Raw genomic sequence first — 25,198 nt, forward strand, 5'->3', positions numbered from 1 at the left:
CGGCCACGACCCGGCCGACCCCTTCAGGTCGCGCCGCCGGCCTCCCTCAGCGCGCCCAGGAAGCTCCGCAGGGCAGGCTGCCGCGGCGCCCCCTCCCGGACCGCGGCGAAAATCGACCGCACCGGCTCCGGCCCCCGGACCTCCCGCACCACCACACCCGGATGCCGGCTGCCCAGCCCCAGCCGAGGCACAAGGCTCACGCCCAGCCCCGCCGCGACGAACCCCTGCGCGGTCGCGTAGTCCCCGCTGTCCACCACGACCCGCGGCCGGAACCCGGCGGCCTCGCACGCCAGGAGCTGCGCATCGAGGCACGGCCCGGGCCACTCGCTCCCCACCCACGGCTCCTCGGCGAGGTCGGCCAGCGCGACGGTCCGCCGCCCGGCCAGCGGATGCCCCTTGGGCAGCACGGCGAGGTAGGGATCGTCGAGCAGCCGCACAAGCCGCACACCGTCGGGCCCCGCCTCCTCCGAGGGCCGGACCACGAGCGCCAGATCCGCCCGCCCCTCCTTCACGTCCGGCAGCGAGTCCTCGTAGTCGACGAGCTTCAACTCGACCTGCACACCGGGATGTTCGGCCCGTACCTTCGCCACGGCCGGAGCCACCAGCGCGGCCCCGGCGGTGGCGAAGTACCGCACGGCGAGCCGCCCCGTACGCCCCTCCAGCAAGTCGACGAGCGCGGTCTCGGCCTCGGCGACCTGCCGCCCGATGACGTCCGCGTACTCGGTGAGCATCAGCCCCGCCGCGGTGGGCCGCACACCGCGCCCGACCCGTTCGAGCAGGGGCGTACGAGCCTCCTTCTCCAGGACGGCGATCTGCTGACTGACGGCGGACGGCGTATAGCCGAGCCGCGCGGCAGCCGCCGTCACGGAACCGCTGGTCACCACGGCCCGCAGCATCTGCATGCGTCGCACATCAAGCATGCAGCAGAGCTTAACAGTGCATGCAAGATCCTTCACTTGTCCTTACACCACAGTCTGCCCCACCGTGGACGCATGCCGCTCACATCGACCCTCCGCATGGCCGCCCTGGCGCTCCTCTGGGGCTCCGGCTTCCTGTGGATCAAGCTGGCCCTGAACCACGGCCTGTCCCCCGCCCAGATCACGATCACCCGCTGCGCCCTGGGCACGGCGGTGCTCCTCCTCCTGGCCCGCTCGGCAGGCCAGCGCCTCCCCCGCGACCGTGCGACCTGGACCCGCCTCGCCGTCGCGGCCCTCTTCTGCAACGCGATCCCCTTCGCCCTCTTCAGCATCGGCGAGCAGACGGTCGACTCGGGCATCGCGGGCGTACTGAACGCGACAACTCCCCTGTGGTCCCTGCTGCTCGGCATCCTGCTGGGCACCGACCGCGGACTGGGCCGCGTCCGCCTGACCGGCCTGTTCCTGGGCTTCGCGGGCACGCTCCTGATCTTCGCCCCCTGGCAGCGCTCGGCGGGCCTGCTGACCTGGGGCGCCCTGTCCCTCCTGGCCGCCGCGGCGAGCTACGCCATCGCCTTCGCGTACATGGCCCGCAAACTCACCGACCGGGGCGCCCCGATCGCCATGTCGGCGGCCCAACTCCTGGCCGCCACAGCCTGGACGACCCTCTCCGTCCCCACCGCCGGCCCCCTGCACACCGACACCACGGGCCTGCTGGCGATCACGGCGCTGGGCATCCTCGGCACGGGCGTCACGTTCTACCTCAACTACCGCCTCATCGCGGACGAGGGCCCCACCAGCGCGGCAACGGTCGGCTACCTGCTCCCGGTCGTCTCCGTCGCGCTGGGCGCCCTGGTCCTCGACGAGTCCACGGGCCCCCGCATCTGGGCGGGCATGGCAGTGGTCCTGGCCGGCGTGGCGATGACCCGCACCCGCAAGACATCAGGAGGGGACGTGGCGGGGCGTCCGTCCGACCCCGCCCCTACCGTTCAGCGGCCCCGTAGAACAGCTCCTCGACAACGGCCCGAGCCCGCCGAGTAGTACGCCGATAGTCATCGAGCATGTCCCCCACATGCCCGGGCCCGTACCCCAAGTAGCGCCCCACGGCGGCAAGTTCACGCCCGTCCGAGGGGAACGTGTCCCCCGCCCGCCCCCGCACCAGCATCACGGCATTCCGCACCCGCGTAGCCAGTACCCAGGCCTCGTCCAGCGTCGAAGCATCCTCACCGGAGATCAACTCCGCCGCGCAGGCCGCCGCGAGAGCCTCCCGCGTACGAGTGGTCCGCAGCCCGGACTCCTCCCACCCGTGCCGCAGCTGAAGCAACTGGACGGTCCACTCCACATCGGACAGCCCCCCGCGCCCCAGCTTGGTGTGCAAGGTCGGATCCGCCCCGCGAGGCATCCGCTCGGACTCCATCCGGGCCTTCAACCGCCGGATCTCCCGCACGGCATCCTCGCCAAGACCCTCCGCCGGATACCGCAGCGGATCGACCAGCTCGATGAACCTCTGCCCCAACTCCTCGTCCCCGGCGACGACTTCGGCCCGCAGCAGGGCGTGCGCCTCCCACACGAGAGACCACCGGCGGTAGTACGCCTCGTACGACTTCAGCGTCCGCACGAGCGGCCCGGACTTCCCCTCGGGCCGCAGATCCGCGTCGATCAACAACGGCGGATCGGCACTGGACACCTGCAACAGCCGCCGCATCTCGGAGACCACGGAGTTCGCGGCCCGGGAGGCCTCCTGCTCGTCGGCCCCTTCCCAGGGCTCGTGCACGAACAGCACATCCGCATCGGACCCGTAACCCAGCTCGTGCCCGCCGAAGCGCCCCATCCCGATGACTGCGAACCGGGTGGGCAGGGTGTCCCCCCACCGGTCCCGCACCACGGCCCGCAAGGTCCCCGCGAGTGTCGCCGCCGTCAGATCCGAGACGGCCCCGCCGACCAGGTCGACCAGCGCACCCTGGTCGGCGTCGGCCGGCGTCTCCTCCGTCCCGTAGGACTTCACGATGTCGATGGCGGCCGTACGGAACAACTCCCGTCGCCGCACGCCACGCGCGGCGGTGACCGCGGCCTCGCCCCCGCTGGCACGCCCGACGGCCGCGAGGATCTCCTGCTCCAGATGGGCCCGGCTGCGGGGTTCGAGCCCGCCTCCGTCGCCGTCGCCGAGCAGTGCCACGGCCTCGGGCGCCCGCATCAGCAGATCGGGGGCGAGCCGCCCGGCGGACAGCACCCGGGCGAGGTTCTCGGCCGCGGCCCCTTCGTCCCTCAACAGCCGCAGATACCAAGGGGTCTTGCCCAACGCGTCCGACACCTTGCGGAAGTTGAACAGCCCGGCGTCGGGATCCGCGGAATCCGCGAACCACCCCAACAACACGGGCAGCAGGGTCCGTTGGATGGCGGCCTTCCGGGAAACCCCGGAGGCGAGCGCCTCCAGATGCCGCAACGCGGCGGCAGGATCTGCGTACCCCAGCGCGACCAACCGCTCCCGCGCCGCGTTCGTACTCAACCGGCTCTCGCCGGGCGCCAGTTGGGCGACGGCGTCGAGCAACGGCCGGTAGAAGAGCTTCTCGTGCAGCCGCCGCACCACGGAGGCGTGCCGCTTCCACTCCCGGTTCAGCTCGGCGATGGGGTCGGTGCGCAGCCCCAACGACCGCCCGATACGCCGCAGATCGGCGTCCTCCTCGGGCACGAGATGCGTACGCCGCAGCCGGAAGAGCTGTATGCGGTGCTCCATGGAACGCAGGAACCGGTAGGCGTCCTCCAGCAGCACGGCGTCGACGCGCCCCACGTACCCGCCCGCGGCCAGCGCGTTCAAGGCGTCCAGCGTGGTCCCGCTGCGCAACGACGTGTCGGCCCGCCCGTGCACCAACTGCAGCAGCTGCACGGCGAATTCGACGTCCCGCAGACCGCCGGGACCGAGTTTCAGCTCGCGCTCGATCTCGGCAACGGGGATGTTCTCGACCACCCGCCGCCGCATCTTCTGCACGTCGGGGACGAAGTTCTCCCGCTCGGCGGCCTGCCAGACGAGCGGCGCGAGCGTGGCGACGTAGGACTCCCCCAGGTCGAGGTCCCCGGCAACGGGCCGGGCCTTCAACAGGGCCTGGAACTCCCAGGTCTTGGCCCACCGCTGGTAGTAGGCGAGGTGGCTGCTGAGCGTCCGGACGAGCGGCCCGTTCCGCCCCTCGGGCCGGAGATTGGCGTCGACGGGCCAGATCGACCCCTCCACCGTGGTCTCGGAACAGATCCGCATCAGATGCGAGGCCAGCCGGGTGGCGGCCCGCAGGGCCTTCCCCTCGTCGGCCCCGTCGACGGCCTCCCCGACGAAGATGACATCGACGTCGGACACGTAATTCAGCTCGTGTCCACCGCACTTGCCCATCGCGACCACCGCGAGCCGGCACATCGCGGCGTCCTCGGGCGCGGCCGCCTGTGCGATGGCGAGCGCGGCCCGCAGGGTGGCCGTCGCGAGATCGGCGAGCTCGGCGGCGGTCTGCGCGACGTCGGTCGTCCCGCACACGTCACGTGCGGCGATGGACAGCAGGCACCGCCGGTAGGCGACGCGCAGCGTCACGGGGTCGGAGGCCTCGGCGAGCCCGCGTTCGAACTCCGCGGTGCCCGGGTGCAGGTCCTGCGGCTCGTACGTCACGAGGACCTGCCAGTCGAGCGGATGCCGCGCGAGGTGGTCGCCGAGCGCGGCGGACGCGCCGAGCACCCCGAGCAGCCGGTCGCGCAGCGGCTTGGCCGCGATCAGCGTGTCGAGCAGCTCGCGCTGGGCCGTGTGACCGTCCTGCGCCTCGACGAGCCGTACGAGCCCGAGCAGCGCCAGGTCCGGATCGGCGGTGGCTCCGAGCGCGTCGAGCAGCACCGGATCGTTCCGTATCGGCGCGAGTTCCGCGCTCTCCATGAGCCGTTCCGCGGCGGACGGATCGGTGAAACCGTGCCGCAGCAGCCGCGAGAAGGTACTGCTCCTGCGCCCCGGCGCCATCATCCCCGGCCTCCTGCCTCCCACGGATCAAGGTCGTACGGCCCTGAGCCTAACCGGAGAGCCTGGGGGAAGCGCCTGGACGCGGGACAGCGGTTTCAGCGGGCCACGACCATCGTGGCCGGTCGGCGCGGGTCCACGAGCCCGTCCGGTCTGCCGGCCGCGGCGAGCGGATGTCCCGGGGCGGAGGTCCTGTGGCCGGTCGCCGGCCCACGCCGTGGCCGCGGGACCGATGAGTTCCGTCGGCGGGCGGGGTCTGTCCTGGTGAGGAATCATCCAGTCATCCACCAGGTCCGGAGGAGAGCTCATGAAAGCACGGTCCGAGCTGGACACGCGCTACAGCGACGAGACCGCCACCGCACGCCCCTGGTCCGAGGCCGAGGCGCTGCTGGCCGAGTCCGAGCTGTTCTGGATCTCGACGGTACGCCCCGACGGACGGCCGCATGTGACGCCCCTGCCGACGGTGTGGTCGGACGGCGCGCTGCACTTCTGCACCGGGCCCGAGGAGCGCAAGGCGCGCAACCTCGCGCTGAACCCGAGCGTCGTACTGACCACAGGAACCAACACCTGGAACAAGGGGTACGACCTCGTGGTGGAGGGCGAGGCGGTCCGGGTGTCCGACGACGCCAGGCTGCGCGAGCTGGCCGAGGAGTGGGAGCGCAAGTACGGCAGTTTCTGGCACTTCGAGGTCGGCGACGGGCACTTCCAGCACGGCGCCGGAAAGGCCCTCGTTTTCTCGGTGGCGCCCGGGACCGTTTTCGGCTTCGGTAAGGGAGAGCCGTTCAGCCAGACCCGCTGGCGGTTCGACGGACGCAGGACCTGAAGGCACAACGCCCAAGACAACAGCTACGACAGCTACGACAGCTACGACAGCTGCAAGAGACACGACAGCTACGACGAACGCCTAAGACAATGCGTACGACAAAGGAGTCGTCCATGGACATGGCCCTTGAAGTGATCACGCTTCCCGTCACCGACATCGACCGGGCGAAGGCCTTCTATCAGGACAAGGTCGGATTCCACGTCGACATCGACACCGAGGTGATGCCGGGCGCCCGCGTGGTCCAGCTGACACCCCCCGGTTCCGGCTGTTCGATCGCGCTCGCCGAGGGCGTACCCATCCCGACGGGAACACCGCAGCCGGGCACGTACCACGGCCTGCAGCTGGTCGTGGCGGACGCCAAGTCGGCCTACGAGGAGCTCACCGCCCGGGGCCTGGACGTCAGCGAGCCCGTCCAGTACGCCCCCCAGGACGGCGGCACCTTCATGCACTTCACGGACCCGGACGGCAACGGCTGGGCCATCCAGGAATTCCGCGAGCGCGCCACAAAGCCCCTGCACAAGCTGATGACGGACCTGGCCGAGCAGACCCCGTGACAGGTCCGCACACCGGCTGACCCCACGATCAGAGATCGTCGGGGAGGATCCGGAAGTGGGTGTGCCTGCCGCCGAGCGGACGGACGTTCCGGAAGTCGCGGAGGTCCCGGGCCAGAACGGCGTCCGCGCCGTACTCGGCGGCAAGTGCCCCCTTCACCGCGTCCACCAGGTGGCGATGGCAGCGTGGTGGCGGTGGCAGCGTGGCGGGACGGTGCGCCATGAGCCCGGCCGAATTGCCGAGTTCCCGGGGCAGGGAGGCCGTCAGCGTGCGCCGTACGACTGCCGGCTCGACACCGCGTTCCAGCCAGGCGCAGACCACGGGCGCAAGGCGGCCGATGTCGCAGCACGCCGCCCGACGGTCGCAGGCCGTCGGTCACAGGCCGTCCAGAACATTCATGATCGCCGACACGACACGGTTCCGCCGACGATGGCTCTTGCTGCAGAACCGCCGCCTGCGCCACCGACCCCTCGGCTGCGGCACCGGAACACCACACCACTTGCACGGCCGCGTTCGCTCCACTGGATCCCCACCCATACCGCGACTGTAGCGGCCACCCCGGTCCGGTCGCCTTCGCCGGTCCGGAGGCTAGGCTCCGCCCCACGGCACCAGAACCCCGATACGGCAGCAGGGCCCGGACCGCGCCTCGCGGTCCGGGCCCTGCCCCGTGCGGTGCCGCCGACCCTGCGGCGGCGGTGTGTCAGCTCTGTGTGGTGTCGTCGCCCGTCGGCTCGGCGCCCTCGGCTGCGGCGGCCTTCTCGCGCATCTTGCGTACCAGCTCCGCCTTCTGTTCGGCGGCGCCCTGGCGGTCGAGGTTGCGGTACGGGCCGTTGTTCTGCCGTTCGGCGCGGGACTGCTTCTTGCGCTGGCCGCCGCCCATGCCCACGGGATTGTTGATGTTCTTGCTCACGGTCACGGGTTCTCCCGGTAATGAAGTGAAATGATCTACGGCTTCGTCGGTGGGGGACGGGCGGGGCCCGTCACGCTCTCACTCGTAAATCGGCGTCTGGAAGAACATGACAAAGACGGTACCCGGTTCCGTCGGCCCCGCGCACCAACCTTTTCGCCGCCCCGGCATCGGCCGGGCCCCGGCGAGCGTCTGGGGTCGGCCGTTTCCTTCCGGGAGGACACCTTGGGGCCGCCGGTCCACGACCGTCGGCCCCAAGGTGTCGAATCGGCTGGTCAGCTGGATACCTCGCTGACCTGCGCTTACAGCACCGGCAGGTTCTTCCGCAGCTCGAAGGCCGTCACCTCGGAGCGGTACTCCTCCCACTCCTGGCGCTTGTTGCGGAGGAAGAAGTCGAAGACGTGTTCGCCGAGGGTCTCGGCGACGAGGTCGCTGCGCTCCATGAGGGTCAGGGCCTCACCGAGGTTCTGGGGAAGCGGCTCGATGCCCATCGCGCGGCGTTCGGCGTCGGAGAGGGCCCAGACGTCGTCCTCGGCGCCCGGCGGGAGCTCGTAGCTCTCCTCGATGCCCTTGAGGCCGGCGGCGAGGAGCATCGCGTACGCCAGGTACGGGTTCGCGCCCGAGTCGAGGGAGCGGACCTCCACCCTCGCCGAGCCCGTCTTGCCGGGCTTGTACATCGGGACGCGGACGAGGGCCGAGCGGTTGTTGTGGCCCCAGCAGATGTACGAGGGGGCCTCACCGCCGGCGCCCGCCGTGCGCTCGGAGCCGCCCCAGATGCGCTTGTAGGAGTTGACCCACTGGTTCGTGACCGCCGCGATCTCCGCCGCGTGCTTCAGCAGGCCCGCGATGAAGGAGCGGCCGACCTTGGAGAGCTGGTACTCGGAGCCCGACTCGTAGAAGGCGTTGCGGTCGCCCTCGAAGAGCGAGAGGTGCGTGTGCATGCCGCTGCCCGGGTGCTCCGAGAACGGCTTCGGCATGAAGGTCGCGTTCACGCCCTGCTCCAGCGCCACCTGCTTCATGACCAGGCGGAACGTCATGATGTTGTCCGCCGTCGAGAGCGCGTCCGCGTAGCGGAGGTCGATCTCCTGCTGGCCCGGGGCTCCCTCGTGGTGCGAGAACTCGACCGAGATGCCCATCGACTCCAGCATGGTGATCGCCTGGCGGCGGAAGTCCATGCCGACGTTCTGCGGCGTGTGGTCGAAGTAGCCGGAGTTGTCGGCGGGCGTCGGGCGCGAGCCGTCGACCGGCTTGTCCTTCAGCAGGAAGAACTCGATCTCCGGGTGGGTGTAGAAGGTGAAGCCCAGGTCGGAGGCCTTGGCCAGGGCCCTCTTCAGCACGTACCTCGGGTCCGCGAAGGACGGCGAGCCGTCCGGCATGAGGATGTCGCAGAACATCCGGGCCGTGCCGGGGGCCTCCGCACGCCAGGGAAGGACCTGGAAGGTCGAGGGGTCCGGCTTGGCGATCATGTCGGACTCGTATACGCGGGCGAAGCCCTCGATGGCCGACCCGTCGAAGCCGATGCCCTCGTCGAAGGCCTGCTCCAGCTCCGCCGGGGCCACGGCCACCGACTTGAGGAAGCCCAGCACGTCCGTGAACCACAGGCGTACGAAACGGATGTCGCGCTCTTCCAAAGTACGGAGCACGAACTCCTGCTGCTTGTCCATCTTCCGCTTCCACCCAATCTTGCTGGTCAGGCCGCCTGCTCCCGTCCCAGGGAGGCGGTCGGGCACCTGCGCATCACACCACAACAGCATTTCATGCGCGTTGCGGACCCAGATCGCCCGGCCGACCTCCGCCTGAACGCCTGACATACGGCAGGTGTACTGCTCTGACGCCCATCTTGCCTGTTGCGTGCCACACATGTAATGGCCGGCCACTGCCGTCTCCGGGGCAGGGGACGAAACCCTCATTTGGCCATTCCTCCGGCCTCCCCGCGTACACCCACTCCTCCCCCACTACGATCAGCTGACCACTTGACTGTCCCTTTTCCCCAGAAGGACCACCCCATGGGTTCCGCCAAGAAGACAGAGTCCCAGTCGCGCAAGGCGCGGATAGAGGAGATGCGGCGCGCCGAGCAGACCCGTGAGCGCCGCAACCGGATCCTCACGATCACCGCGAGCGTGATCGTCGTCGCCGGTCTCGTGGCCGGCGGTGCGTTCCTGATCAACTCGCAGTCCGACGACAAGGACAGCGCGTCGGGCGACTCGAAGTCGACGTCGGGGAAGTTCGTCACGGGCAAGGACGGGGTGAAGACGTGGAGCACCAAGCTCACGCAGAACCACGTCACCAAGGACGTGAAGTACCCGATGGAGCCCCCGGTCGGCGGTGACCACAACCAGGTGTGGATGAACTGCAACGGCGACGTCTACACCAAGGCGATCAAGAACGTGAACGCCGTGCACTCGCTCGAGCACGGCGCGGTCTGGGTGACGTACAACAGCAAGGCGTCGGACGCGGACGTGAAGGCGCTCTCGGAGAAGGTCAAGAAGACCCCGTACACGCTGATGAGCCCGGTCGAGGACCAGAAGGACCCGATCATGCTCTCCGCGTGGGGCCATCAGCGTACGGTGACGAGTGCGAGCGACCCGGCCGCCGCCAAGTTCTTCGAGACGTACGTCCAGGGCAAGCAGACGCCCGAGCCGGGCGCCGCCTGCACCAACGGCCTGTCGCAGTGAGGAAGATGAGGTTCGCCGGCTGGATCTCCGGAGTCGCCGCGGCCGTCGTCGTGGCGGTCGGGGCGATCACGTACGCGGTCGCCGACGGCGACGACTCCGGTATGAAGGCCCCGGCGGCCGACTCCGCGGACGCGGGCTTCGCGCGTGACATGGCGGTGCACCACCAGCAGGCCGTCGAGATGTCGTACATCGTGCGCGACCGGACCAAGAACGAAGAGGTACGCCGTCTCGCGTACGACATCGCGCAGACGCAGGCCAACCAGCGCGGCATGATGCTCGGCTGGCTGGACCTGTGGGAGCTGCCCAAGGTGTCGGCCGAGGAGCCGATGGCGTGGATGGACATGAGTGGCATGCCGTCCGCCGGGGACGGCTCGCTGATGCCGGGCATGGCGACGACGGCCCAGATGGAGTCGCTGGGCAAGCTCGACGGCAAGGCCGCCGAGATCCGCTATCTGCAGCTCATGTACGCCCACCACATGGGCGGGGTGCACATGGCCAAGGGCTGTGTGGAGCGCTGCCAGGTCGGCGTCGAGCGACGGCTCGCGCAGGGGATGGTCCAGGCGCAGGAGTCGGAGATGCAGCTCATCACCGACCTGCTGAAGAAGCGCGGCGCGAAGCCGCAGGCCTGAGCCCAAGCCTGTAGGCCTGCGCCCACGTCCGTAGGCCTGCTCCGAAGCCGCAGGCCTACGCCCGGCGCTGAGCCTCCGAGCCGAGCCCGGCGGGAAGCCTCCCGGCCGGGAGGCCACTGGGGCGCGACCCGCTTTATGTCGGGCATCGCGCCCCAAATCCTTTGCACATGCGGTTCCTTGGGCGCTTCTTGGCCCAGCCATGCCCCCGCCATTCCCCTGGCATGAATGGTTCATCGCAAGAGTGACCCCCATCCAGAGATCCATTAGGGGGTTCTCCATGAGATCCAACCGAGCCGCGGTGCGAGCCGGAGTGAGCATGGCGGCGACACTGCCTCTGCTCGCCGGCGCGCTGGCACTCGGCATACCCGCGGCCCATGCGTCGACCGACCCGGACGGCCGCGACACGCTCCAGGGCACCAAACCGCTGTGGGCCACCGCCCAGGCGGACAAGGGAGCCACGGCGGACGCCTCCCGGGTCTCGGCCCGGGTCTATCTCGCCGGCCGGGACGCGGCGGGCCTGAGCGCCTACGCCAAGGCCGTCTCCGACCCGTCGTCGGCCTCGTACGGGAAGTACCTGAGCGCGGGGCAGGCCGACGCCCGCTTCGGCGCGACCAAGGCCCAAGTGGCCCAGGTCACCGCGTGGTTGAAGTCGGCCGGTCTGACCGTCACGGACACGACGCGGCACTACCTCTCGGTGACGGGTGAAGTGGCCGACGCGGAGAAGGCGTTCGGCACCCAGCTGCACAACTACGCCAAGGGCAAGAAGACTTACCGGGCGCCCTCGAAGACCGCCTCGGCGCCCGCGGGCCTGAACGGCGCCGTCCTGACCGTCACCGGCCTGGACAACGCCCCGCACAAGGCGAACCACTCCGACACGCTGCCGCCGCCGGACGCCGTGTTCCACAACGCCGGGCCGTTCTCCTCGTACTACGGCTCGAAGACCGCGACGACGCTCCCGAAGGCGTACGGCACGAAGATCCCGTACGCCGTCAAGGGCTACACCGGCAAGCAGCTGCGGGCCGCCTACGGGGCGGGCCGGGCGACCGGCAAGGGCGTGACCGTGGCGATCACGGACGCGTACGCCTCGCCGACCATCGCGGCGGACGCGGCCACGTACGCGGCGAAGCACGGCGACGCGGCGTACCGCGGCGGGCAGTTGAGCCAGGTGCTGCCGACGCAGTACACGCGGACCGAGGAGTGCGGGGCGGCGGGCTGGTACGGCGAGGAGACCCTCGACGTCGAGGCCGTGCACGCCGTCGCGCCCGCCTCGAACATCGTCTACGTGGGCGCCGAGTCCTGCTACGACGACGATCTGCTCGACTCGCTCGGCAAGATCGTCGACGGTCATCTGGCCGACATCGTCTCCAACTCGTGGGGCGACATCGAGGCCAACCAGACGCCGGACCTCGCCGCCGCCTACGACCAGGTCTTCCAGCTGGGCGCGATCGAGGGCATCGGCTTCTACTTCTCGTCCGGCGACAACGGCGACGAGGTCGCGAACACCGGTACGAAGCAGGTCGACACCCCGGCCAACTCGGCGTGGGTGACGGCGGTCGGCGGCACCTCGCTGGCCGTCGGCAAGGGCGACACGTACAAGTGGGAGACCGGCTGGGGCACGCTCAGGGCCACCCTGTCGGACGACGGCAAGAGCTGGACCGACTTCCCGGGCGCGTACACCTCGGGCGCGGGCGGCGGCACCAGCGCGACGGTGAAGCAGCCGTTCTACCAGCGTGGCGTGGTCCCCTCCGCGCTCGCGAAGGCGAACGGCAAGCAGGCCATGCGGACGGTGCCGGACATCTCCGCGATCGCCGACCCCAACACCGGGTTCCTGGTCGGGCAGTCGCAGACCTTCCCTGACGGAACGCAGAAGTACGACGAGTACCGCATCGGCGGCACCTCGCTCGCCTCGCCCGTCATCGCGGGCATCCAGGCGCTCGCCCAGCAGCAGCGCGGCGGTCACCCGATCGGTTTCGCCAACCCGGCGATCTACGACCGGTACGGCTCGAAGCTCTACCACGACGTCACGGACCGCCCGACGGGCCGCGATCTCGCGGTGGCGCGCGTCGACTTCGTCAACGCGTTCGACGCGTCGGAGGGTCTGCTGACCTCCGTCCGCAGCCTCGGCAAGGACAGCTCGCTGAAGGCCGTGCGGGGCTACGACGACGTCACCGGGGTGGGTTCGCCCGCCCCCGGCTATGTGACGTCATACCGTCGCTGACGCTTTTCCCATGTGTTCGGCGCCCGTCCCTCGCCATCTTCTCGACGAGGGACGGGCGCGCTCATGTCCCCAGGATCGCGTCCACGACATCCTGAGGACGATCGAGCATCACAAGATGACCGGCTGGAGCAGATACACGCAGCACTCCGCCGAGCCGCTCGGCGAGGACTCTCTGCCGATCGAGCCAGTGCCGTGAGCCACCCTCGTACGCCGCGAGCACGGTCACGGGCAGCGCGTCCAGCGGAACCCGTCCCCTCAGGGAGGCCAGTTCGACGGCCTGGTCCCGGTAGCGGCCGTTCTCGGCGAGGACGGCGTGCAGGAAACGGCTGGTGGAGTAGGCGCGGCGGACGAGGTCGTACGGGGCCGGGTCACCTCCCGTGTGCCGTCCGGCCCGGACCGCGGTACGCCGCAGGAAGGGGCCCAGCGCGCGTGGGACACCGGCAGTGGACAGCAACGTGCCGCACGCGCGCGTGCACGCGTCCGCGAACTCGGGGGCCCTCCTGGGCCGGGGCGCCTCCTCGACGCTGGAGTCGACCAGCACGAGCCCGGCCGTCCGCTCCGGGAACAGCCGGGCGAACGCCTCGCAGTGGAACCCGGCGAGCGAGTGCCCCACCAGGGTCGCGGGCACACCGGCCCCGACCCCGGCGGCGTCGAGCACGCGCGCGATGCGCTCCGCCTCACCGGTGAGCGTGGGCCACGCGCGCGCGTGGCCGCTGAGGCCGAGCCCCGGCCGGTCGAAGCGGACGACCGTGCGGTGCGGGGCGAGCAGCGGGACGACCGGGTCCCAGTCGAACCACGCCATCCCCAGCCCGGCGCTGAGCACGCAGACGGGCCCGGTGCCGTCGACGCGGATGTGGTGGGGGACTCCGAGGATGCGTACGAAGGTCATGGGCGGGTGTCTCCGGAACCGGACGCAACCCGTTCCTTGCCGCGCACGTCCAGGCCCCGGCTCCGAAGAGGTGTACCGGCTGTCGTGGGGCGCACGAACGAGACGGCCAGCACGCCCAGCCAGACCGCGATGACGCCCACCTGAAGGCGCTGGGCGACTCCGAGGCCCCAGCCGTCGTGGCCCGCCTCCAGCGCGGCGATGGCGGCCAGCGTCCAGACGGTGGCGGCCAGTTCGAGCGTCACCAGGGCGGGGCCGGAGCGGGCGAGGGGCGCCCGGGGCGCGTACCGGCGGGCGTTGAGGGTGAGGGCCACCATGGCGACGAGGATGCCGCACAGGGCGACCGTGCTGCTCACGGAGTGCGCGGAATGGGCCAACGGCAGCAGGCCCGCGCGCTCCTGTGCGGCGCACTCCGGGTCCGCGGTGGGTGCGCAGCTGAGTGGCAGGCGGGAGTCCACGGCGGTGGCGGTGCCGAAGAGGACGAGTGCGACCCAGCCGGCCCTGGTCCACCGCCCCGGGGAGGGCGGCCGAAGCGATGCCAGCAGGCCCGCGGCCCACACCAGGGTGCCCGCGAGCAGGTCCGCCGTGCGGAACAGGGTGCCGTGCGGCTGGTTCCGGGCGGCCAGTTCGCTCACGTACGTGTGCGCGGGGGCGAGGTCCGTCGTCAGGACGGCTTCGAGTGCCCACGCGGTGTAGGTGAGCGCGCCGAGGCCCAGGAGGGCGGCGACGGCCGTGCGTGACGTGGTCATTGACGCCCATGATCGGGGCGTGGGGTGCGTTTCGCATGTTCGTCGGCTGCGGGGTGCGAGGGCTGGTCGCGCCGTTCCCCGCACCCCTGAGGTGGGTGAGGGCTGAGCGCGCAGTTCCCCGCGCCCCTTAAAAGCAGGGGCTGTCGCCCCAAAGAGAAAAGCAAGGGCGCAGCCCGCTTTCAGGGGCGCGGGGAACTGCGCGACCGGCCACCCCCGGCCCGCGGGCAACCGCCGGACGTCACCGACGGGCGGCAGTCTCCACAGGTCGCGGAACACCCCCGGCGACAACCCGTCCGGCACGGACGGTCACCCGGCGGCGGTCCACCGCGTACGCGACCACGGCGACCCCCAGACCCAGAACCGCAAGCCCCGCGCCCGCCAGCGCGGGCGACGTCGTGCCGAAGCCCGCCGCCAGCGTGAGGCCGCCGATCCACGCGCCACCGGCGTTGGCGAGGTTGAACGCGGCCTGATTGGCGGAGGAGGCCAGGGACGGGGCCGAGGAAGCCTTCTCCATGACCATCAGCAGAAGCGGCGAGCTGGTGACGAAGGCCGCCATACCGAGCAGCACCACGGCCAGGGCCGCACTCCAGGCCGTACCCATGAGAACCGGGAAGAGAGCCAGCACCGCCACCAGCGAGACGAGCCCGCCGAACAACGTGCCCCGCATCGACCGGTCGGCCAGGCGACCGCCGAGCAGGTTGCCGATGGTCGCGCCCACACCGAACAGCGCGAGCAGCAGCGTCACACTGGAGTCGGCGTAACCGGCGGAGTCCGTGAGCATCGGCGTGATGTAGCTGTACGCCGAGAAGAGCGCACCGAATCCCGCGACAGTGGTCCCCAGAGCCAGCCACACCGGCAGCGACTTGAGCGCGGCCAGTTCGCCACGCAGTCCGGCGGCGGGGGCATGAGAGTCGTCACGCGGCAGCACCAGCGCCAGCGACGCGATGGCCACAAGACCGATCACGCTGACGCCCAGGAACGTGGCACGCCAGCCGAGGTTCTGCCCCACCAGCGTCGCGGCGGGCACGCCCGCGATGTTCGCGACGGTCAGGCCGAGGAACATCATCGAGACGGCGCGGGCCTTGCGCTCGGCGGGAACCAGGCCGGTGGCGACAACGGCTCCGACGCCGAAGAACGCGCCGTGCGGCAGACCGCTGAGGAAGCGGGCGGCGAGCAGGGAGTGGTGGTCGGGGGCGAAGGCCGAGAGCGTGTTGCCCACGACGAACAGCACCATGAGACCGATCAGGACCTTGCGGCGGGACATTCGCGCGGTCACCGCGGCGAGCAGCGGGGCGCCGATGACGACACCGATCGCGTACGCCGAGACCAGGTGTCCCGCGCTGGGGATCGAGATGCCCAGGTCGTCCGCGACGTCGGGCAGCAGGCCCATCATCACGAACTCGGTGGTGCCGATGCCGAAGGCGCCCACGGCGAGGGCGAGCAGGGCCAGGGGCATGAGGGGGCCTTTCAAAGGGTGAGCGGAGTTCCGTACAGCTTATGTTCATCTACGGAACAAAGCGTCCCAGCCCCAGTATTCCCAGGGGTTACGAGCCGGTTGCCGCAAGCTTCACGCGCGCGGCGATCGGAAGATGGTCACTGCCCGTCTCCGGGAGCGTCCAGGAGGTGACCGGCTCGACGCCCTTGACCATGATCTGGTCGATCCGGGCCATCGGGAACGACGCGGGCCAGCTGAACCCGAAGCCGCTGCCCGCCGCGCCCTGTGTGGAGCGCATCTGCGAGGTGACGGCGTTCAGCGCGCGGTCGTTCATCGTGCCGTTCAGGTCGCCGAGCAGGGCGACCTGCGGAAGCTTCTCGTCGGCGATGGCCTCACCGAGCGCGTCGGCGCTCTTGTCGCGCTGGCGCGCGGTGAACCCGGCCTCCATCTTCACCCGCACGGAGGGGAGATGGGCCACGTAGACCGCGAGCTTCCCCTCCGGCGCGGTGACCGTGGCCCGCATCGCACGCGTCCAGCCGAGCTTGATGTCGACCGGCCCGGCCTGGCTCAGCGGGTACTTGCTCCACAGGCCGACCGTGCCCTGCACGGAGTGGTACTTGTACGTCGAGTCCAGGGCCTGCTCGTACACCGGGACCGCCGAGGCCGTCAGCTCCTCCAGGGCCACCACGTCGGCGCCGGACGCGGCCACGTCGCGGGCCGTGCCGGCCGGGTCCGGGTTGTCGGCGTTGACGTTGTGCGTGGCGACCGTGAGATTTCCGCCACTGCCGGTGCGGTCGGCGAGCAGTCCGCCGAAGAGGTTGAGCCAGACGATCGCCGGCAGCAACACGGCGATCAGCGCGGTCGCGGACCTGCGGACCAGCGCGAGGACGAGCAGCACCGGGATGAGGACGGCCAGCCAGGGCAGGAACGTCTCGGTGAGACTGCCGAGGTTGCCGATGGTGTTCGGGATCCGCGCGTGCAGCCCCATGACCAGGGAGAGCACGAGGGCGAACGCGGCGAGGACGATGCCCCGGCGCCAGATGCCCCGGTCGTTGCGGAGGGTGGAGAGCAGGCGCCGGAACCGGGGTTCTCTGCGGTCGGACCCCTGGTCACCGCTGCCCGTCTCCGTCTTGTACGCCTGCGCCATACCGTCGCCTCACCAAGTGCCGTGCACACCATCCCTGCGCCTAAGACCCTAGGGGATGATCGCGTTTGTTCTCGCCGTGCCATGACGGCCGTATGGGCACGAGGACGAAAGAGTCGACGTGAGGGGTTCCGGTTGCGGGCCCGATGGGGGTGGTCTGTGACGAAACGCGCACATTGCCGCGGGGGTTGGCGGCCCTCTGCCGGTGCGTTCAGGAGGCGGCGGGTCCCAGTCCCGCCAGGACCGTGTCGACGATCCGCTCGGGCAGGCCCTCCTCCAGCCCGGCGTCCGGGCGGATGACGGCACGTACGAGCATGGGTCCCACGAAGAGGTCGTTGGCCAGCTCCACGTCGACGTCCGCGCGGAGTTCGCCGTTGAGCTGGCCGCGGCGCAGCACGTCGAACGTCATCCGGCGGCGCGGTTCGATGACGGCCGAGTGGTAGACCTTCCACAGCTTGGGGCTGCTCTTCATCTGCGCGTGGACGTTGTGCATGATCGCCGAGGAGCGGTTCGCCAGACCGCGCTGCCGCAGCGATTCGAGCAGGATGATCAGGTCCTCGCGCATGGAGACGCCGGGCAGTTCGGGGTCGGGCGGTTCGGCGGTGCGCAGCACGTCGCAGAAGAGTTCCTCGCGCCCGCTCCAGCGCCGGTAGATGGTGGCCTTTCCCACACCGGCGATGCGGGCGACCCGCTCGATGGAGATGTCCGCGAGCGGGATGCCCTCCTCCAGCAGCTTCATGACGCCCTCGACGATCGCGCGCTCGACGGCCTCGCTGCGCGGGCGTCCTCTGGCGGCTCCGCCTCCGCCGACCGCCCCCGCCTCCTGCTCCGCGACGCCCACGTCCTCGCTCCGCTCTCGAATCCCGCTGTTCCGCCGCCCGTGTTCGGCCGGCTGCCCCGTTGATTCTCCCCGGTGCGCGGGGAGTTCGGTCACTCGCCGTCCCGGGTGGCCGGATCCCTGCCGTACGGCTCAGTCGTCCGCGCAGCTCAGTTGTCCGCGCTGCTCACTTGTCCGCGCCCACCAGCTCCGCCTCCTTCTCGTCCGGGGCCGGTGTGCGGCCGGGCAGGAACAGGCCGACGACCACGGCGCCGACGAGGGCGACACCCGCGCCGCACAGTGCCGTGACATGCATCGCGTGCAGGAAGGCGTCGTTGGCCGGGCCGACGAGGGCGTCTCCCTCGGGTCCGAGCTTCGCGGCGAAGCCGAGCGTCGCCTCGATGGACTCGCCCGCGCTGTGCCGGGCGGCGGCGGGCAGCTTGTCCTCGATGCCCGAGCGGTACGCGGCGGACAGGACCGAGCCGAGTACGGCGATACCGAGGGCGCCGCCGACCTGGCGGAACGTATTGCTGAGCGCGGAGGCGGAGCCCGCCTTCTCGCGGGGCAGGGCCTGCATGATCACGACGCTGGTGGGCGTCATGATGTGCGCCATGCCGGTGCCCATGAGGAAGAAGATGACCTCAAGGATCCAGATCGGCGTGTCCGCCTCAAGACCGGCGAACGCGGCCAGCATGGCGGCGATCAGGAGCATGCCGCCGGTGGTGGTGGCCTTGTTGCCGAAGCGGTCCACGACCAGCCGGGCGCGCGGCGCGAAGACGAGCTGCGCGACGGCCAGCGGCAGCATCAGCAGGCCGGTCTGCAGCGGCGAGTAGCCACGCACGCTCTGGGTGTAGAAGACGGCGAAGAAGGTGACGCCCATCAGCGCGAAGAACACCAGCGCGATGGCGCTGATCGCCGACGAGAAGACCTTGTCCTTGAAGTACGTGACGTCGATCGACGGGTGGCTGCTGCGCTTCTCGAACACCACGAAGCCGACGAGTACGGCGAGTCCGGCGCCGATGGTCGCGAGGACCGTGGGGTCCGTGAAGTCGGCGAGCTGGCCGCCCTTGATGATGCCGTAGACGAGCAGGACGAGCCCGATGACGGACAGGACGACGCCCACGGGGTCGATCCGGCCCGGCTTCGGGTCGCGGGAGTCGGGGACCAGCCAGATCATCAGGCCCAGGGCGAGGATCACGATCGGCACGTTGATCAGGAAGACCGAGCCCCACCAGAAGTGGTCGAGGAGTATGCCTCCGGTGATCGGGCCGATGGCGATGGCGAGGCCGACGCCGCCCGCCCAGATGCCGATGGCCTTCGGCTGCTCGTCGCGCTCGAAGACGTTCATGAGGACCGCGAGGGTGGCCGGCATCACAAAGGCGGCGCCGAGGCCCATCACCGCGCGGAACGAGATGAGCTCGACCGGCGTCCCGGAGGAGGCCGCGAGTGCCGAGCCGACACCGAAGACGAAGAGCCCGCCGAGCAGGACCTTCTTGCGTCCGAGCCGGTCGCCGAGGAGGCCCGCGGAGAAGAGCAGGCCCGCGAAGACGAGGGTGTAGGCGTTGATGGCCCACTCCAGCTCGCTCTGGGTGGCCCCCAGGCCGGTCGGGGCGGGCGTCGAGATGGTCTTGATCGCGACGTTCAGGATCGAGTTGTCCAGGACGACGATCAGCAGGCTCAGCATCAGGACGCCGAGGATCGCCCAGCGGCGCCGGTGCACGGCTTCCGGTATGCGGGTGGCAGGGACGGCGGGAGTTGTCATGCCGAAAAACCTAGGGGAGATTCGATACGAGACCGTCTCGTATTTGAAACCCTTTACCGAGACCTTACGGGCCCGTGGGGAGCGAGTGCCCCCTCTCGTGGGGAGCGGGTGCCCCCTCTAGCCGTTCCCTGGCACGAGGTGCCACCATGGAGGGGATCCGGAGACGCCGTGAGGGCGCTTCGAGATGACAGAAGGAGCCGTTGCAATGACGCAGCTTTCGGCTGCCCAGGCGACCACCGACAGCAGCAGTAGGGCGCTGTACGGAGGCAAGGGCACACGCCGCATCACCGTCCGCGACATCACCACCGCCAAGGAGCGCGGCGAGAAGTGGCCGATGCTCACCGCGTACGACGCTATGACCGCGTCCGTCTTCGACGAGGCCGGCATCCCGGTCATGCTCGTCGGCGACTCGGCGGGCAACTGCCACCTCGGGTACGAGTCGACCGTGCCCGTCACCCTCGACGAGATGACCATGCTCTCGGCCGCCGTCGTACGGGGCACCTCGCGCGCCCTGATCGTCGGTGACCTGCCCTTCGGGTCCTACCAGGAGGGGCCGGTGCAGGCGCTGCGCTCGGCGACCCGGCTGGTGAAGGAGGCCGGGGTCGGAGCGGTGAAGCTGGAGGGCGGCGAGCGGTCGCACCGGCAGATCGAGCTGCTCGTGGAGTCCGGTATCCCGGTGATGGCACACATCGGGCTCACCCCCCAGTCCGTGAACTCGATGGGGTACCGCGTCCAGGGGCGCGGCGAGGAGGCCGCCCAGCAGCTTCTGCGGGACGCCAAGGCCATCCAGGACGCGGGCGCGTTCGCGGTGGTCCTGGAGCTGGTTCCCGCGGAGCTGGCCGCCGAGGTGACCCGGGTGCTGCACATTCCCACCGTGGGGATCGGGGCGGGGCCGGACACCGATGCGCAGGTGCTGGTCTGGACGGACATGCTCGGGCTGACCGGGGGCAAGATGCCTCGGTTCGTGAAGCAGTACGCCAATCTGCGTGAGGTCATGGGCGATGCCGCTAAGGCGTTCGCCGATGATGTCGTCGGCGGAACGTTCCCTCTGGAGGAGCACTCCGTCCACTAGTCCACTGTGGCACCAGGCAGCCCGCCGAACTTCCCCCGTCGGCGGGCTGCCTCATTGCTGCGCGGGCCGGGTTGTCGGTCGGTGCGCAAGCGACTGTCGGTGACATATCGCGCCTGTCGGTGGGATGTCGGTGGTTTGTCGGTGGGGGCTGACACCTTGGCGGCATGACGCGAATCGACAAGAACCCCAGCGGCGGAAACGCCGCCGTCTCCGTACGGGGGCTGGTCAAGCACTACGGCGAGACCAAGGCACTGGACGGCGTGGACCTGGACGTCCGCGAGGGCACCGTGATGGGTGTGCTCGGACCGAACGGCGCCGGCAAGACCACCCTCGTACGCATCCTGTCCACCCTCCTCTCCCCCGACTCCGGGCAGGCGACCGTCGCCGGCTACGACGTCATACGGCAGCCGCGGCAGCTGCGCCGTGTGATCGGTCTCACCGGTCAGTACGCCTCCGTCGACGAGAAGCTCCCGGGCTGGGAGAACCTCTACATGATCGGCCGGCTCCTCGACCTGCCGCGCAAGGACGCCCGCGCCCGTGCCGACGAACTGCTGGAGCGCTTCTCGCTCACCGATGCCGCCAAGCGGCCGGCGAGCACGTACTCCGGAGGTATGCGGCGGCGCCTCGACCTGGCCGCGTCGATGATCGGGCAGCCCTCCGTCCTCTTCCTCGACGAGCCCACCACCGGTCTCGACCCGCGCACCCGCAACGAGGTGTGGACCGAGATCAAGCGCATGGTCGGCGACGGGGTCACCGTCCTGCTCACCACCCAGTACATGGAGGAGGCCGAGCAGCTCGCCTCCGAGCTGACCGTCGTGGACCACGGCAAGGTCATCGCGGGCGGCGCCATCGAGGAGCTGAAGGCGAAGGTCGGCGGCCGTACCCTGCGGGTCCGCCCGGTCGATCCGCTGCAGCTGCGACCCCTGGCCGCCTCGCTCGACGAGCTGGGCCTCACCGGTCTCGCCGCCAGCACCGTGGACACCGAACGCGGTGCCGTCCTGGTCCCGATCCTCAGCGACGAGCAGCTCACCGCCGTGGTCGGCGCGGTCATCGCGCGCGGCATCACGATCTCCTCCGTCACCACCGAACTGCCCAGCCTGGACGAGGTGTTCCTGTCCCTCACCGGTCACCGCGCCAGTGCCCCGCAGGACGAGACGCCCGCCCCCGACCTCCAGGAGGTCGCCGTATGAGCGCCACCACTCTTTCCCCCGCCGACATCAAGGCCGAAATCAAGGACGACGGCCGGATCCCGCTGCGCGGCCATCTGCGCCACACCGGCGCCCTCGTCCGCCGCAACCTGCTGTGGATCCGGCAGGACCCCGAGTCGATGTTCGACGCGCTGCTGATGCCGGTCGTCTTCACCCTGCTGTTCGTGTACGTCTTCGGCGGCTCGATCGGGCAGGCCCTGGGAGGCGGCCAGGACGGTTACGTGCAGTACGTGATCCCCGGCATGATCGCGATGATGAGCATGACGCTGTCCCAGGGCGTCGGCACCGGCTTCAGCCAGGACTTCAACTCCGGTGTCATGGACCGCTTCCGGTCCCTGCCGATCGGGCGCGGCTCGGTGCTGTTCGCGAAGGTCTCGGTGGAACTCGTACGCATGCTGTTCGCGACGACCGTGCTGATGATCGTCGCCGTCCTGGTCGGGTTCGACATCAACAGCTGGCCCGGTCTGTTCGCGGCCGTGGGCCTGGCCGCGGTGTTCGCCTCGTCGATCATGTGGGTGTTCCTCACCCTGGGCGTGATCCTGAAGAACGCACAGTCCGTTCAGGCGATGGGATTCCTCGTGCTGTTCCCGCTGCAGTTCGGTTCGTCGATCTTCGCGCCGACGGCCTCGATGCCCGGCTGGCTGCAGGCCTTCACCGACTACAACCCGCTGTCCACGCTGGCCGACGCGGCCCGCGGACTGATGGTGGGCGGCCCGGTCGCGCACGACCTGTGGGTGACCCTGGGCTGGTCGGTGGCGATCACCGCCGTGATGGCGCCGGTCGCGATCCACAAGTTCCGTACCAAGAGCTGACGTTCACGCTCGCCGGACCACGGCACGTCCGCGATCCGCACGTCCACGATCCGCGTCGTCAGACCAGGGCGGCGGCCTCCTCCGGGGAGAGGCCGCCGCCCTCCGCGTACGCGGCCTCGTACGCCGCCTCGTCGAGGGCGGCGCGCACGGCCGTCTCGGCGTGCTCCCGCACATCGCGTTCCATCGCGGACCGGAAGTGGCCGGACGGCAGCAGCCCGTCGGCGGCGCCGAGGCAGCGGGCCGCGTCCCGCACCCGCTGTCCGCCGTCGGCGCCGGACAGCGCGAGGGCGGCGGTGGTCAGATGCGCCGACATCATGTTCGGCGAGATCATGACGCTCAGTGGGTCCTGTGCCCGCTGCAGGGCACCCCGCACCTGCGTCACCGCCTCGTCGTGCAGCCCGTCCATGGCGTTCAGCCAGGCCTCCACCCCGAGAACGTACCCGTCGAAGACCACGAAGTGGACCGCGGCGAACTCAACACGCATCCGGTCCATCTGGGTGCGGGCCTCGGCGAGCCGGCCTGTGCGGCCGAGCCACATCGCGAGGAAGAGCCGGGCCGCGGGCATCGCCTCGTTGCGCGCTCCGTGGCCCTGCTCCAGGACGTCGCGGAGCATCCGCTCGCCCCGCTCGGCCTCCCCCGAGTCGATGAGCACGCTGCCGAGGCGGGTGGTGAGTATGGCCGTCTGGGCGTGGGCACCGAGGCGTTCGGCGTGGGTGATGGCCGCCCGGTAGTCCGTCGCGGCGAGTTGGTACTCGCCCTTGCGTTCACGGGCCTCGCCCCGTGCGGAGAGCGCCTCGGCGGCGCCCCAGGCGTCCCCGATACGGTCGAAGATCTCCAGCGACTCGTCCGCATCACGCGTCGCGTCACCGGCCCAGTCGGCGCGGTTGGCCAGGATGTTGGCGCGCATGTGCAGGGCCCCGGCCAGCTCCCACTGGTAGCCGAGCTCCCGGCAGGTGGCGACGCTCGCGTCGATGACCTCGCGCAGCCGGTCCATGTCGCCGGTCAGCATCACGGCGTAGAACCAGAGGAAACCGGGGTTGCGGCAGACCTGCGGGAACCCCGGCTGATAGGTCTCGGTGATGGCCAGCAGCTTCGCCTCGGCCTCCGGGGTCTGCCAGGTCTCCAACTCCAGGTCCATACAGGCGAGATGGAGGAGGTGGACACCGCGCCGGGCCTCGGCGAGGACCTCGGGGCGCATCGGTGGCGGAGTCGCGGTGCACGGTTCGTAGATGGGGACGGCGGGCTCGGCGGGCGGCGCGAACGGGTCGGGGCCGAGCGCCATGATCTCGCGGGTCCAGTTGCGGGCCGCCGTGCGCAGGTCGCGGATCTGCCAGTACCAGGCGAGGGAGAGGACGAGGCAGAGCGCCTCCTGTTCGTCGTGTTCGGCGACGGCGTGCTGCAGTGCGGCGCGGGTGTTCTCGCCCTCGACCTGGAGCAGTTCGATGGCCGCGCGCTGGCCGGGGCCGCGCAGCTTCTGGTCGGTGGTGCGGGCGAGTTCGCGGTAGTAGGTGAGATGGGCGCGCTCGGCGGCGGGGCGCTCGCCGGACTCGTCCAGCCGCTGTCCGGCGTACTCGGCGACGGTCTCCAGGAGCCGGTAGCGCATCCCGCCGTCGGCCCCTTCCACGGCGGAAGGCGCCGCCACCACAAGGGACTTGTCGACGAGCGAGCCGAGGGCGTCCAGCGCGGCGGGTCCGCAGACGGCCTCGGCGGCGGAGAGGTCGCAGCCGCCGGCGAAGACGGACAGCCGCCGCAGCACGTCCCGTTCGTCCGCGTCGAGGAGGTCCCAGGACCAGTCGACGACGGCTCGGAGTGTCTGCTGGCGCGGCAGGACCGTACGGCTGCCGGAGGTGAGGAGGCGGAAGCGGTTGTCGAGGCGGTCGGCGATCTGCCGCGGGGTGAGCATCCGCAGCCGGGCGGCGGCCAGTTCGATGGCCAGCGGCAGTCCGTCGAGCCGCCGGCAGATCTCGGCGGCGGCCGCTGCGGTTTCGGCGTCGGCGTCGACCCGGAAGCCCGGCCTGGCCGCGGCGCCCCGGTCGGCGAGCAGCTTCAGCGCGTAGGGCTCGGGCAGTGGTTCCACCGGCCGCAGCAACTCCCCCGGTACGCCCAGGGGTTCGCGGCTCGTGGCCAGTACGGTCAGTCCGGGGCAGCGTTCCAGGAGCTGTTCGACGAGGCGGGCCGCGGCGTCCACGACGTGTTCGCAGTTGTCGAGGACGATCAGCATGCGGCGGTTGGCGCAGTGCTCGGTGAGCCTGGTGAGGGGGTCGTCGTGCCGGTCGGTGACGGCCCGCATCTCCTCGGCGCCGGCGCCGCGCAGCACGGTCTCCCGCGCTCCGACCGCGGTGAGCACGGCCTCGGGCACGGCCTCCGGGTCGTCTACGGGGGCGAGTTCGGCCAGCCACACCCCGTCGGGCACGGACGCGGCGACGCTCTCGGCGGCCTCCTGGGAGAGCCGGGTCTTGCCGGCCCCGCCCGGCCCCAGCAGTGTCACGAGGCGGGCGGATCCGAGGTCCCCGCGGATGGTCTCCAGGTCGGTGTGCCGGCCCACGAAGGAGGTGAGCCGGGCGCGGAGGTTGCCGAGGGGCGCGGGGCGGAGGCTGGCTCTTAGACACATCT

At 70.5% G+C, this 25,198-nt stretch carries 20 protein-coding genes and 1 pseudogene; 9 read left to right on the top strand and 12 right to left on the bottom strand.

The genetic code is table 11. The features are described from left to right. Positions 1-23: 23 nt before the first annotated feature. Positions 24-920 carry a LysR family transcriptional regulator gene (locus AOK17_RS05445; RefSeq protein WP_245697020.1) on the bottom strand — a complete coding sequence of 299 codons (897 nt, stop codon included), beginning with the start codon at positions 918-920 and terminating at the stop codon, positions 24-26. Positions 921-992: 72 nt separating this feature from the next. Between AOK17_RS05445 and AOK17_RS05450 the strand changes: the two genes are divergently transcribed. Beyond that, entirely contained in the window at positions 993-1,955 is a 963-nt protein-coding gene (locus AOK17_RS05450) for a DMT family transporter (RefSeq protein ID WP_055611151.1), read from the top strand. Here AOK17_RS05450 and AOK17_RS05455 read toward each other — a convergent pair. Then, positions 1,897-4,902 (bottom strand): bifunctional [glutamine synthetase] adenylyltransferase/[glutamine synthetase]-adenylyl-L-tyrosine phosphorylase, encoded by a 3,006-nt coding sequence (locus AOK17_RS05455; protein WP_055611152.1) that lies wholly within the window; start codon positions 4,900-4,902, stop codon positions 1,897-1,899. The genes AOK17_RS05450 and AOK17_RS05455 overlap by 59 nt on opposite strands. A gap of 301 nt (positions 4,903-5,203) precedes the next feature. On the opposite strand from AOK17_RS05455, the gene AOK17_RS05460 reads away from it, so the two are divergent. Beyond that, on the top strand, positions 5,204-5,719 hold the full coding sequence (locus AOK17_RS05460; protein ID WP_055611153.1) for a pyridoxamine 5'-phosphate oxidase family protein: 516 nt from the start codon (positions 5,204-5,206) through the stop codon (positions 5,717-5,719). Positions 5,720-5,832: 113 nt separating this feature from the next. Beyond that, the gene (locus AOK17_RS05465) at positions 5,833-6,273 is read left to right on the top strand and encodes a VOC family protein (RefSeq protein WP_055611154.1); all 441 of its coding nucleotides are present in this window, start codon (positions 5,833-5,835) and stop codon (positions 6,271-6,273) included. 28 nt (positions 6,274-6,301) lie between these two features. Here the strand turns inward: AOK17_RS05465 and AOK17_RS05470 are convergent. The 3 genes and pseudogenes from AOK17_RS05470 to glnA form a co-directional block, all read right to left on the bottom strand. Further along, a pseudogene (locus tag AOK17_RS05470) lies at positions 6,302-6,442 on the bottom strand (VapC toxin family PIN domain ribonuclease); the annotation flags it as partial. Between the two features lie 529 nt (positions 6,443-6,971). After that, positions 6,972-7,187: a DUF6243 family protein gene (locus AOK17_RS05475; protein WP_206190682.1), complete on the bottom strand. Its 216-nt coding sequence runs from the start codon at positions 7,185-7,187 to the stop codon at positions 6,972-6,974. A 293-nt stretch (positions 7,188-7,480) separates the two neighbouring features. Next, on the bottom strand, positions 7,481-8,842 hold the full coding sequence (gene glnA / locus AOK17_RS05480; RefSeq protein WP_055611155.1) for a type I glutamate--ammonia ligase: 1,362 nt from the start codon (positions 8,840-8,842) through the stop codon (positions 7,481-7,483). Positions 8,843-9,184: 342 nt separating this feature from the next. Between glnA and AOK17_RS05485 the strand changes: the two genes are divergently transcribed. The 3 genes from AOK17_RS05485 (at position 9,185) to AOK17_RS05495 (ending at position 12,700) form a co-directional block, all read left to right on the top strand. Then, entirely contained in the window at positions 9,185-9,853 is a 669-nt protein-coding gene (locus tag AOK17_RS05485) for a thioredoxin-like domain-containing protein (protein ID WP_055611156.1), read from the top strand. A gap of 5 nt (positions 9,854-9,858) precedes the next feature. Next, a complete protein-coding gene (locus tag AOK17_RS05490; RefSeq protein ID WP_055611157.1) occupies positions 9,859-10,482 on the top strand; it encodes a DUF305 domain-containing protein in 624 nt (207 codons plus the stop codon). A 277-nt stretch (positions 10,483-10,759) separates the two neighbouring features. Beyond that, positions 10,760-12,700 carry a S53 family peptidase gene (locus AOK17_RS05495; protein WP_055611158.1) on the top strand — a complete coding sequence of 647 codons (1,941 nt, stop codon included), beginning with the start codon at positions 10,760-10,762 and terminating at the stop codon, positions 12,698-12,700. 61 nt (positions 12,701-12,761) lie between these two features. Here the strand turns inward: AOK17_RS05495 and AOK17_RS05500 are convergent, their stop codons facing one another. From AOK17_RS05500 to AOK17_RS05525, 6 genes are all read right to left on the bottom strand, one after another. After that, a complete protein-coding gene (locus tag AOK17_RS05500; RefSeq protein ID WP_055611159.1) occupies positions 12,762-13,589 on the bottom strand; it encodes an alpha/beta fold hydrolase in 828 nt (275 codons plus the stop codon). Continuing rightward, complete coding sequence (locus AOK17_RS05505) at positions 13,586-14,335, bottom strand: DUF998 domain-containing protein (protein WP_055611160.1); 750 nt, start codon at positions 14,333-14,335, stop codon at positions 13,586-13,588. Before AOK17_RS05505 ends, AOK17_RS05500 begins: the two co-directional genes overlap by 4 nt. A 238-nt stretch (positions 14,336-14,573) precedes the next feature. After that, positions 14,574-15,791: an MFS transporter gene (locus tag AOK17_RS05510; RefSeq protein WP_055611161.1), complete on the bottom strand. Its 1,218-nt coding sequence runs from the start codon at positions 15,789-15,791 to the stop codon at positions 14,574-14,576. A gap of 88 nt (positions 15,792-15,879) precedes the next feature. After that, entirely contained in the window at positions 15,880-16,917 is a 1,038-nt protein-coding gene (locus AOK17_RS05515; protein ID WP_055611162.1) for an endonuclease/exonuclease/phosphatase family protein, read from the bottom strand. Between the two features lie 208 nt (positions 16,918-17,125). Further along, the gene (locus AOK17_RS05520; protein ID WP_055611163.1) at positions 17,126-17,755 is read right to left on the bottom strand and encodes a TetR/AcrR family transcriptional regulator; all 630 of its coding nucleotides are present in this window, start codon (positions 17,753-17,755) and stop codon (positions 17,126-17,128) included. Positions 17,756-17,918: 163 nt separating this feature from the next. Then, a complete protein-coding gene (locus tag AOK17_RS05525; protein WP_079052807.1) occupies positions 17,919-19,493 on the bottom strand; it encodes an MFS transporter in 1,575 nt (524 codons plus the stop codon). Positions 19,494-19,698: 205 nt separating this feature from the next. Between AOK17_RS05525 and panB the strand changes: the two genes are divergently transcribed. From panB to AOK17_RS05540, 3 genes are all read left to right on the top strand, one after another. Further along, positions 19,699-20,565, top strand: a complete 867-nt coding sequence (panB, locus tag AOK17_RS05530; protein ID WP_055611165.1) for a 3-methyl-2-oxobutanoate hydroxymethyltransferase — start codon at positions 19,699-19,701, stop codon at positions 20,563-20,565. Between the two features lie 164 nt (positions 20,566-20,729). Continuing rightward, positions 20,730-21,755, top strand: a complete 1,026-nt coding sequence (locus AOK17_RS05535; RefSeq protein WP_055611166.1) for an ATP-binding cassette domain-containing protein — start codon at positions 20,730-20,732, stop codon at positions 21,753-21,755. Continuing rightward, complete coding sequence (locus tag AOK17_RS05540; protein ID WP_055611167.1) at positions 21,752-22,585, top strand: ABC transporter permease; 834 nt, start codon at positions 21,752-21,754, stop codon at positions 22,583-22,585. Before AOK17_RS05535 ends, AOK17_RS05540 begins: the two co-directional genes overlap by 4 nt. 58 nt (positions 22,586-22,643) lie before the next feature. Here AOK17_RS05540 and AOK17_RS05545 read toward each other — a convergent pair. Next, on the bottom strand, positions 22,644-25,198 hold a 2,555-nt coding region (locus tag AOK17_RS05545; RefSeq protein ID WP_055611168.1), incomplete at its 5' end, for an ATP-binding protein.

Source organism: Streptomyces phaeochromogenes (genome assembly GCF_001418655.1).
Lineage (GTDB): Bacteria > Actinomycetota > Actinomycetes > Streptomycetales > Streptomycetaceae > Streptomyces > Streptomyces phaeochromogenes.

What these genes read in the sequence shown, in the direction of transcription:
- AOK17_RS05445 (WP_245697020.1), bottom strand. Translation starts at nt 920, where the DNA reads ATGCTTGATGTGCGACGCATGCAGATGCTGCGGGCCGTGGTGACCAGC.
- AOK17_RS05450 (WP_055611151.1), top strand. Translation starts at nt 993, where the DNA reads ATGCCGCTCACATCGACCCTCCGCATGGCCGCCCTGGCGCTCCTCTGG.
- AOK17_RS05455 (WP_055611152.1), bottom strand. Translation starts at nt 4,902, where the DNA reads ATGATGGCGCCGGGGCGCAGGAGCAGTACCTTCTCGCGGCTGCTGCGG.
- AOK17_RS05460 (WP_055611153.1), top strand. Translation starts at nt 5,204, where the DNA reads ATGAAAGCACGGTCCGAGCTGGACACGCGCTACAGCGACGAGACCGCC.
- AOK17_RS05465 (WP_055611154.1), top strand. Translation starts at nt 5,833, where the DNA reads ATGGACATGGCCCTTGAAGTGATCACGCTTCCCGTCACCGACATCGAC.
- glnA (WP_055611155.1), bottom strand. Translation starts at nt 8,842, where the DNA reads ATGGACAAGCAGCAGGAGTTCGTGCTCCGTACTTTGGAAGAGCGCGAC.
- AOK17_RS05485 (WP_055611156.1), top strand. Translation starts at nt 9,185, where the DNA reads ATGGGTTCCGCCAAGAAGACAGAGTCCCAGTCGCGCAAGGCGCGGATA.
- AOK17_RS05490 (WP_055611157.1), top strand. Translation starts at nt 9,859, where the DNA reads ATGAGGTTCGCCGGCTGGATCTCCGGAGTCGCCGCGGCCGTCGTCGTG.
- AOK17_RS05495 (WP_055611158.1), top strand. Translation starts at nt 10,760, where the DNA reads ATGAGATCCAACCGAGCCGCGGTGCGAGCCGGAGTGAGCATGGCGGCG.
- AOK17_RS05500 (WP_055611159.1), bottom strand. Translation starts at nt 13,589, where the DNA reads ATGACCTTCGTACGCATCCTCGGAGTCCCCCACCACATCCGCGTCGAC.
- AOK17_RS05505 (WP_055611160.1), bottom strand. Translation starts at nt 14,335, where the DNA reads ATGACCACGTCACGCACGGCCGTCGCCGCCCTCCTGGGCCTCGGCGCG.
- AOK17_RS05510 (WP_055611161.1), bottom strand. Translation starts at nt 15,791, where the DNA reads ATGCCCCTGGCCCTGCTCGCCCTCGCCGTGGGCGCCTTCGGCATCGGC.
- AOK17_RS05515 (WP_055611162.1), bottom strand. Translation starts at nt 16,917, where the DNA reads ATGGCGCAGGCGTACAAGACGGAGACGGGCAGCGGTGACCAGGGGTCC.
- AOK17_RS05525 (WP_079052807.1), bottom strand. Translation starts at nt 19,493, where the DNA reads ATGACAACTCCCGCCGTCCCTGCCACCCGCATACCGGAAGCCGTGCAC.
- panB (WP_055611165.1), top strand. Translation starts at nt 19,699, where the DNA reads ATGACGCAGCTTTCGGCTGCCCAGGCGACCACCGACAGCAGCAGTAGG.
- AOK17_RS05535 (WP_055611166.1), top strand. Translation starts at nt 20,730, where the DNA reads ATGACGCGAATCGACAAGAACCCCAGCGGCGGAAACGCCGCCGTCTCC.
- AOK17_RS05540 (WP_055611167.1), top strand. Translation starts at nt 21,752, where the DNA reads ATGAGCGCCACCACTCTTTCCCCCGCCGACATCAAGGCCGAAATCAAG.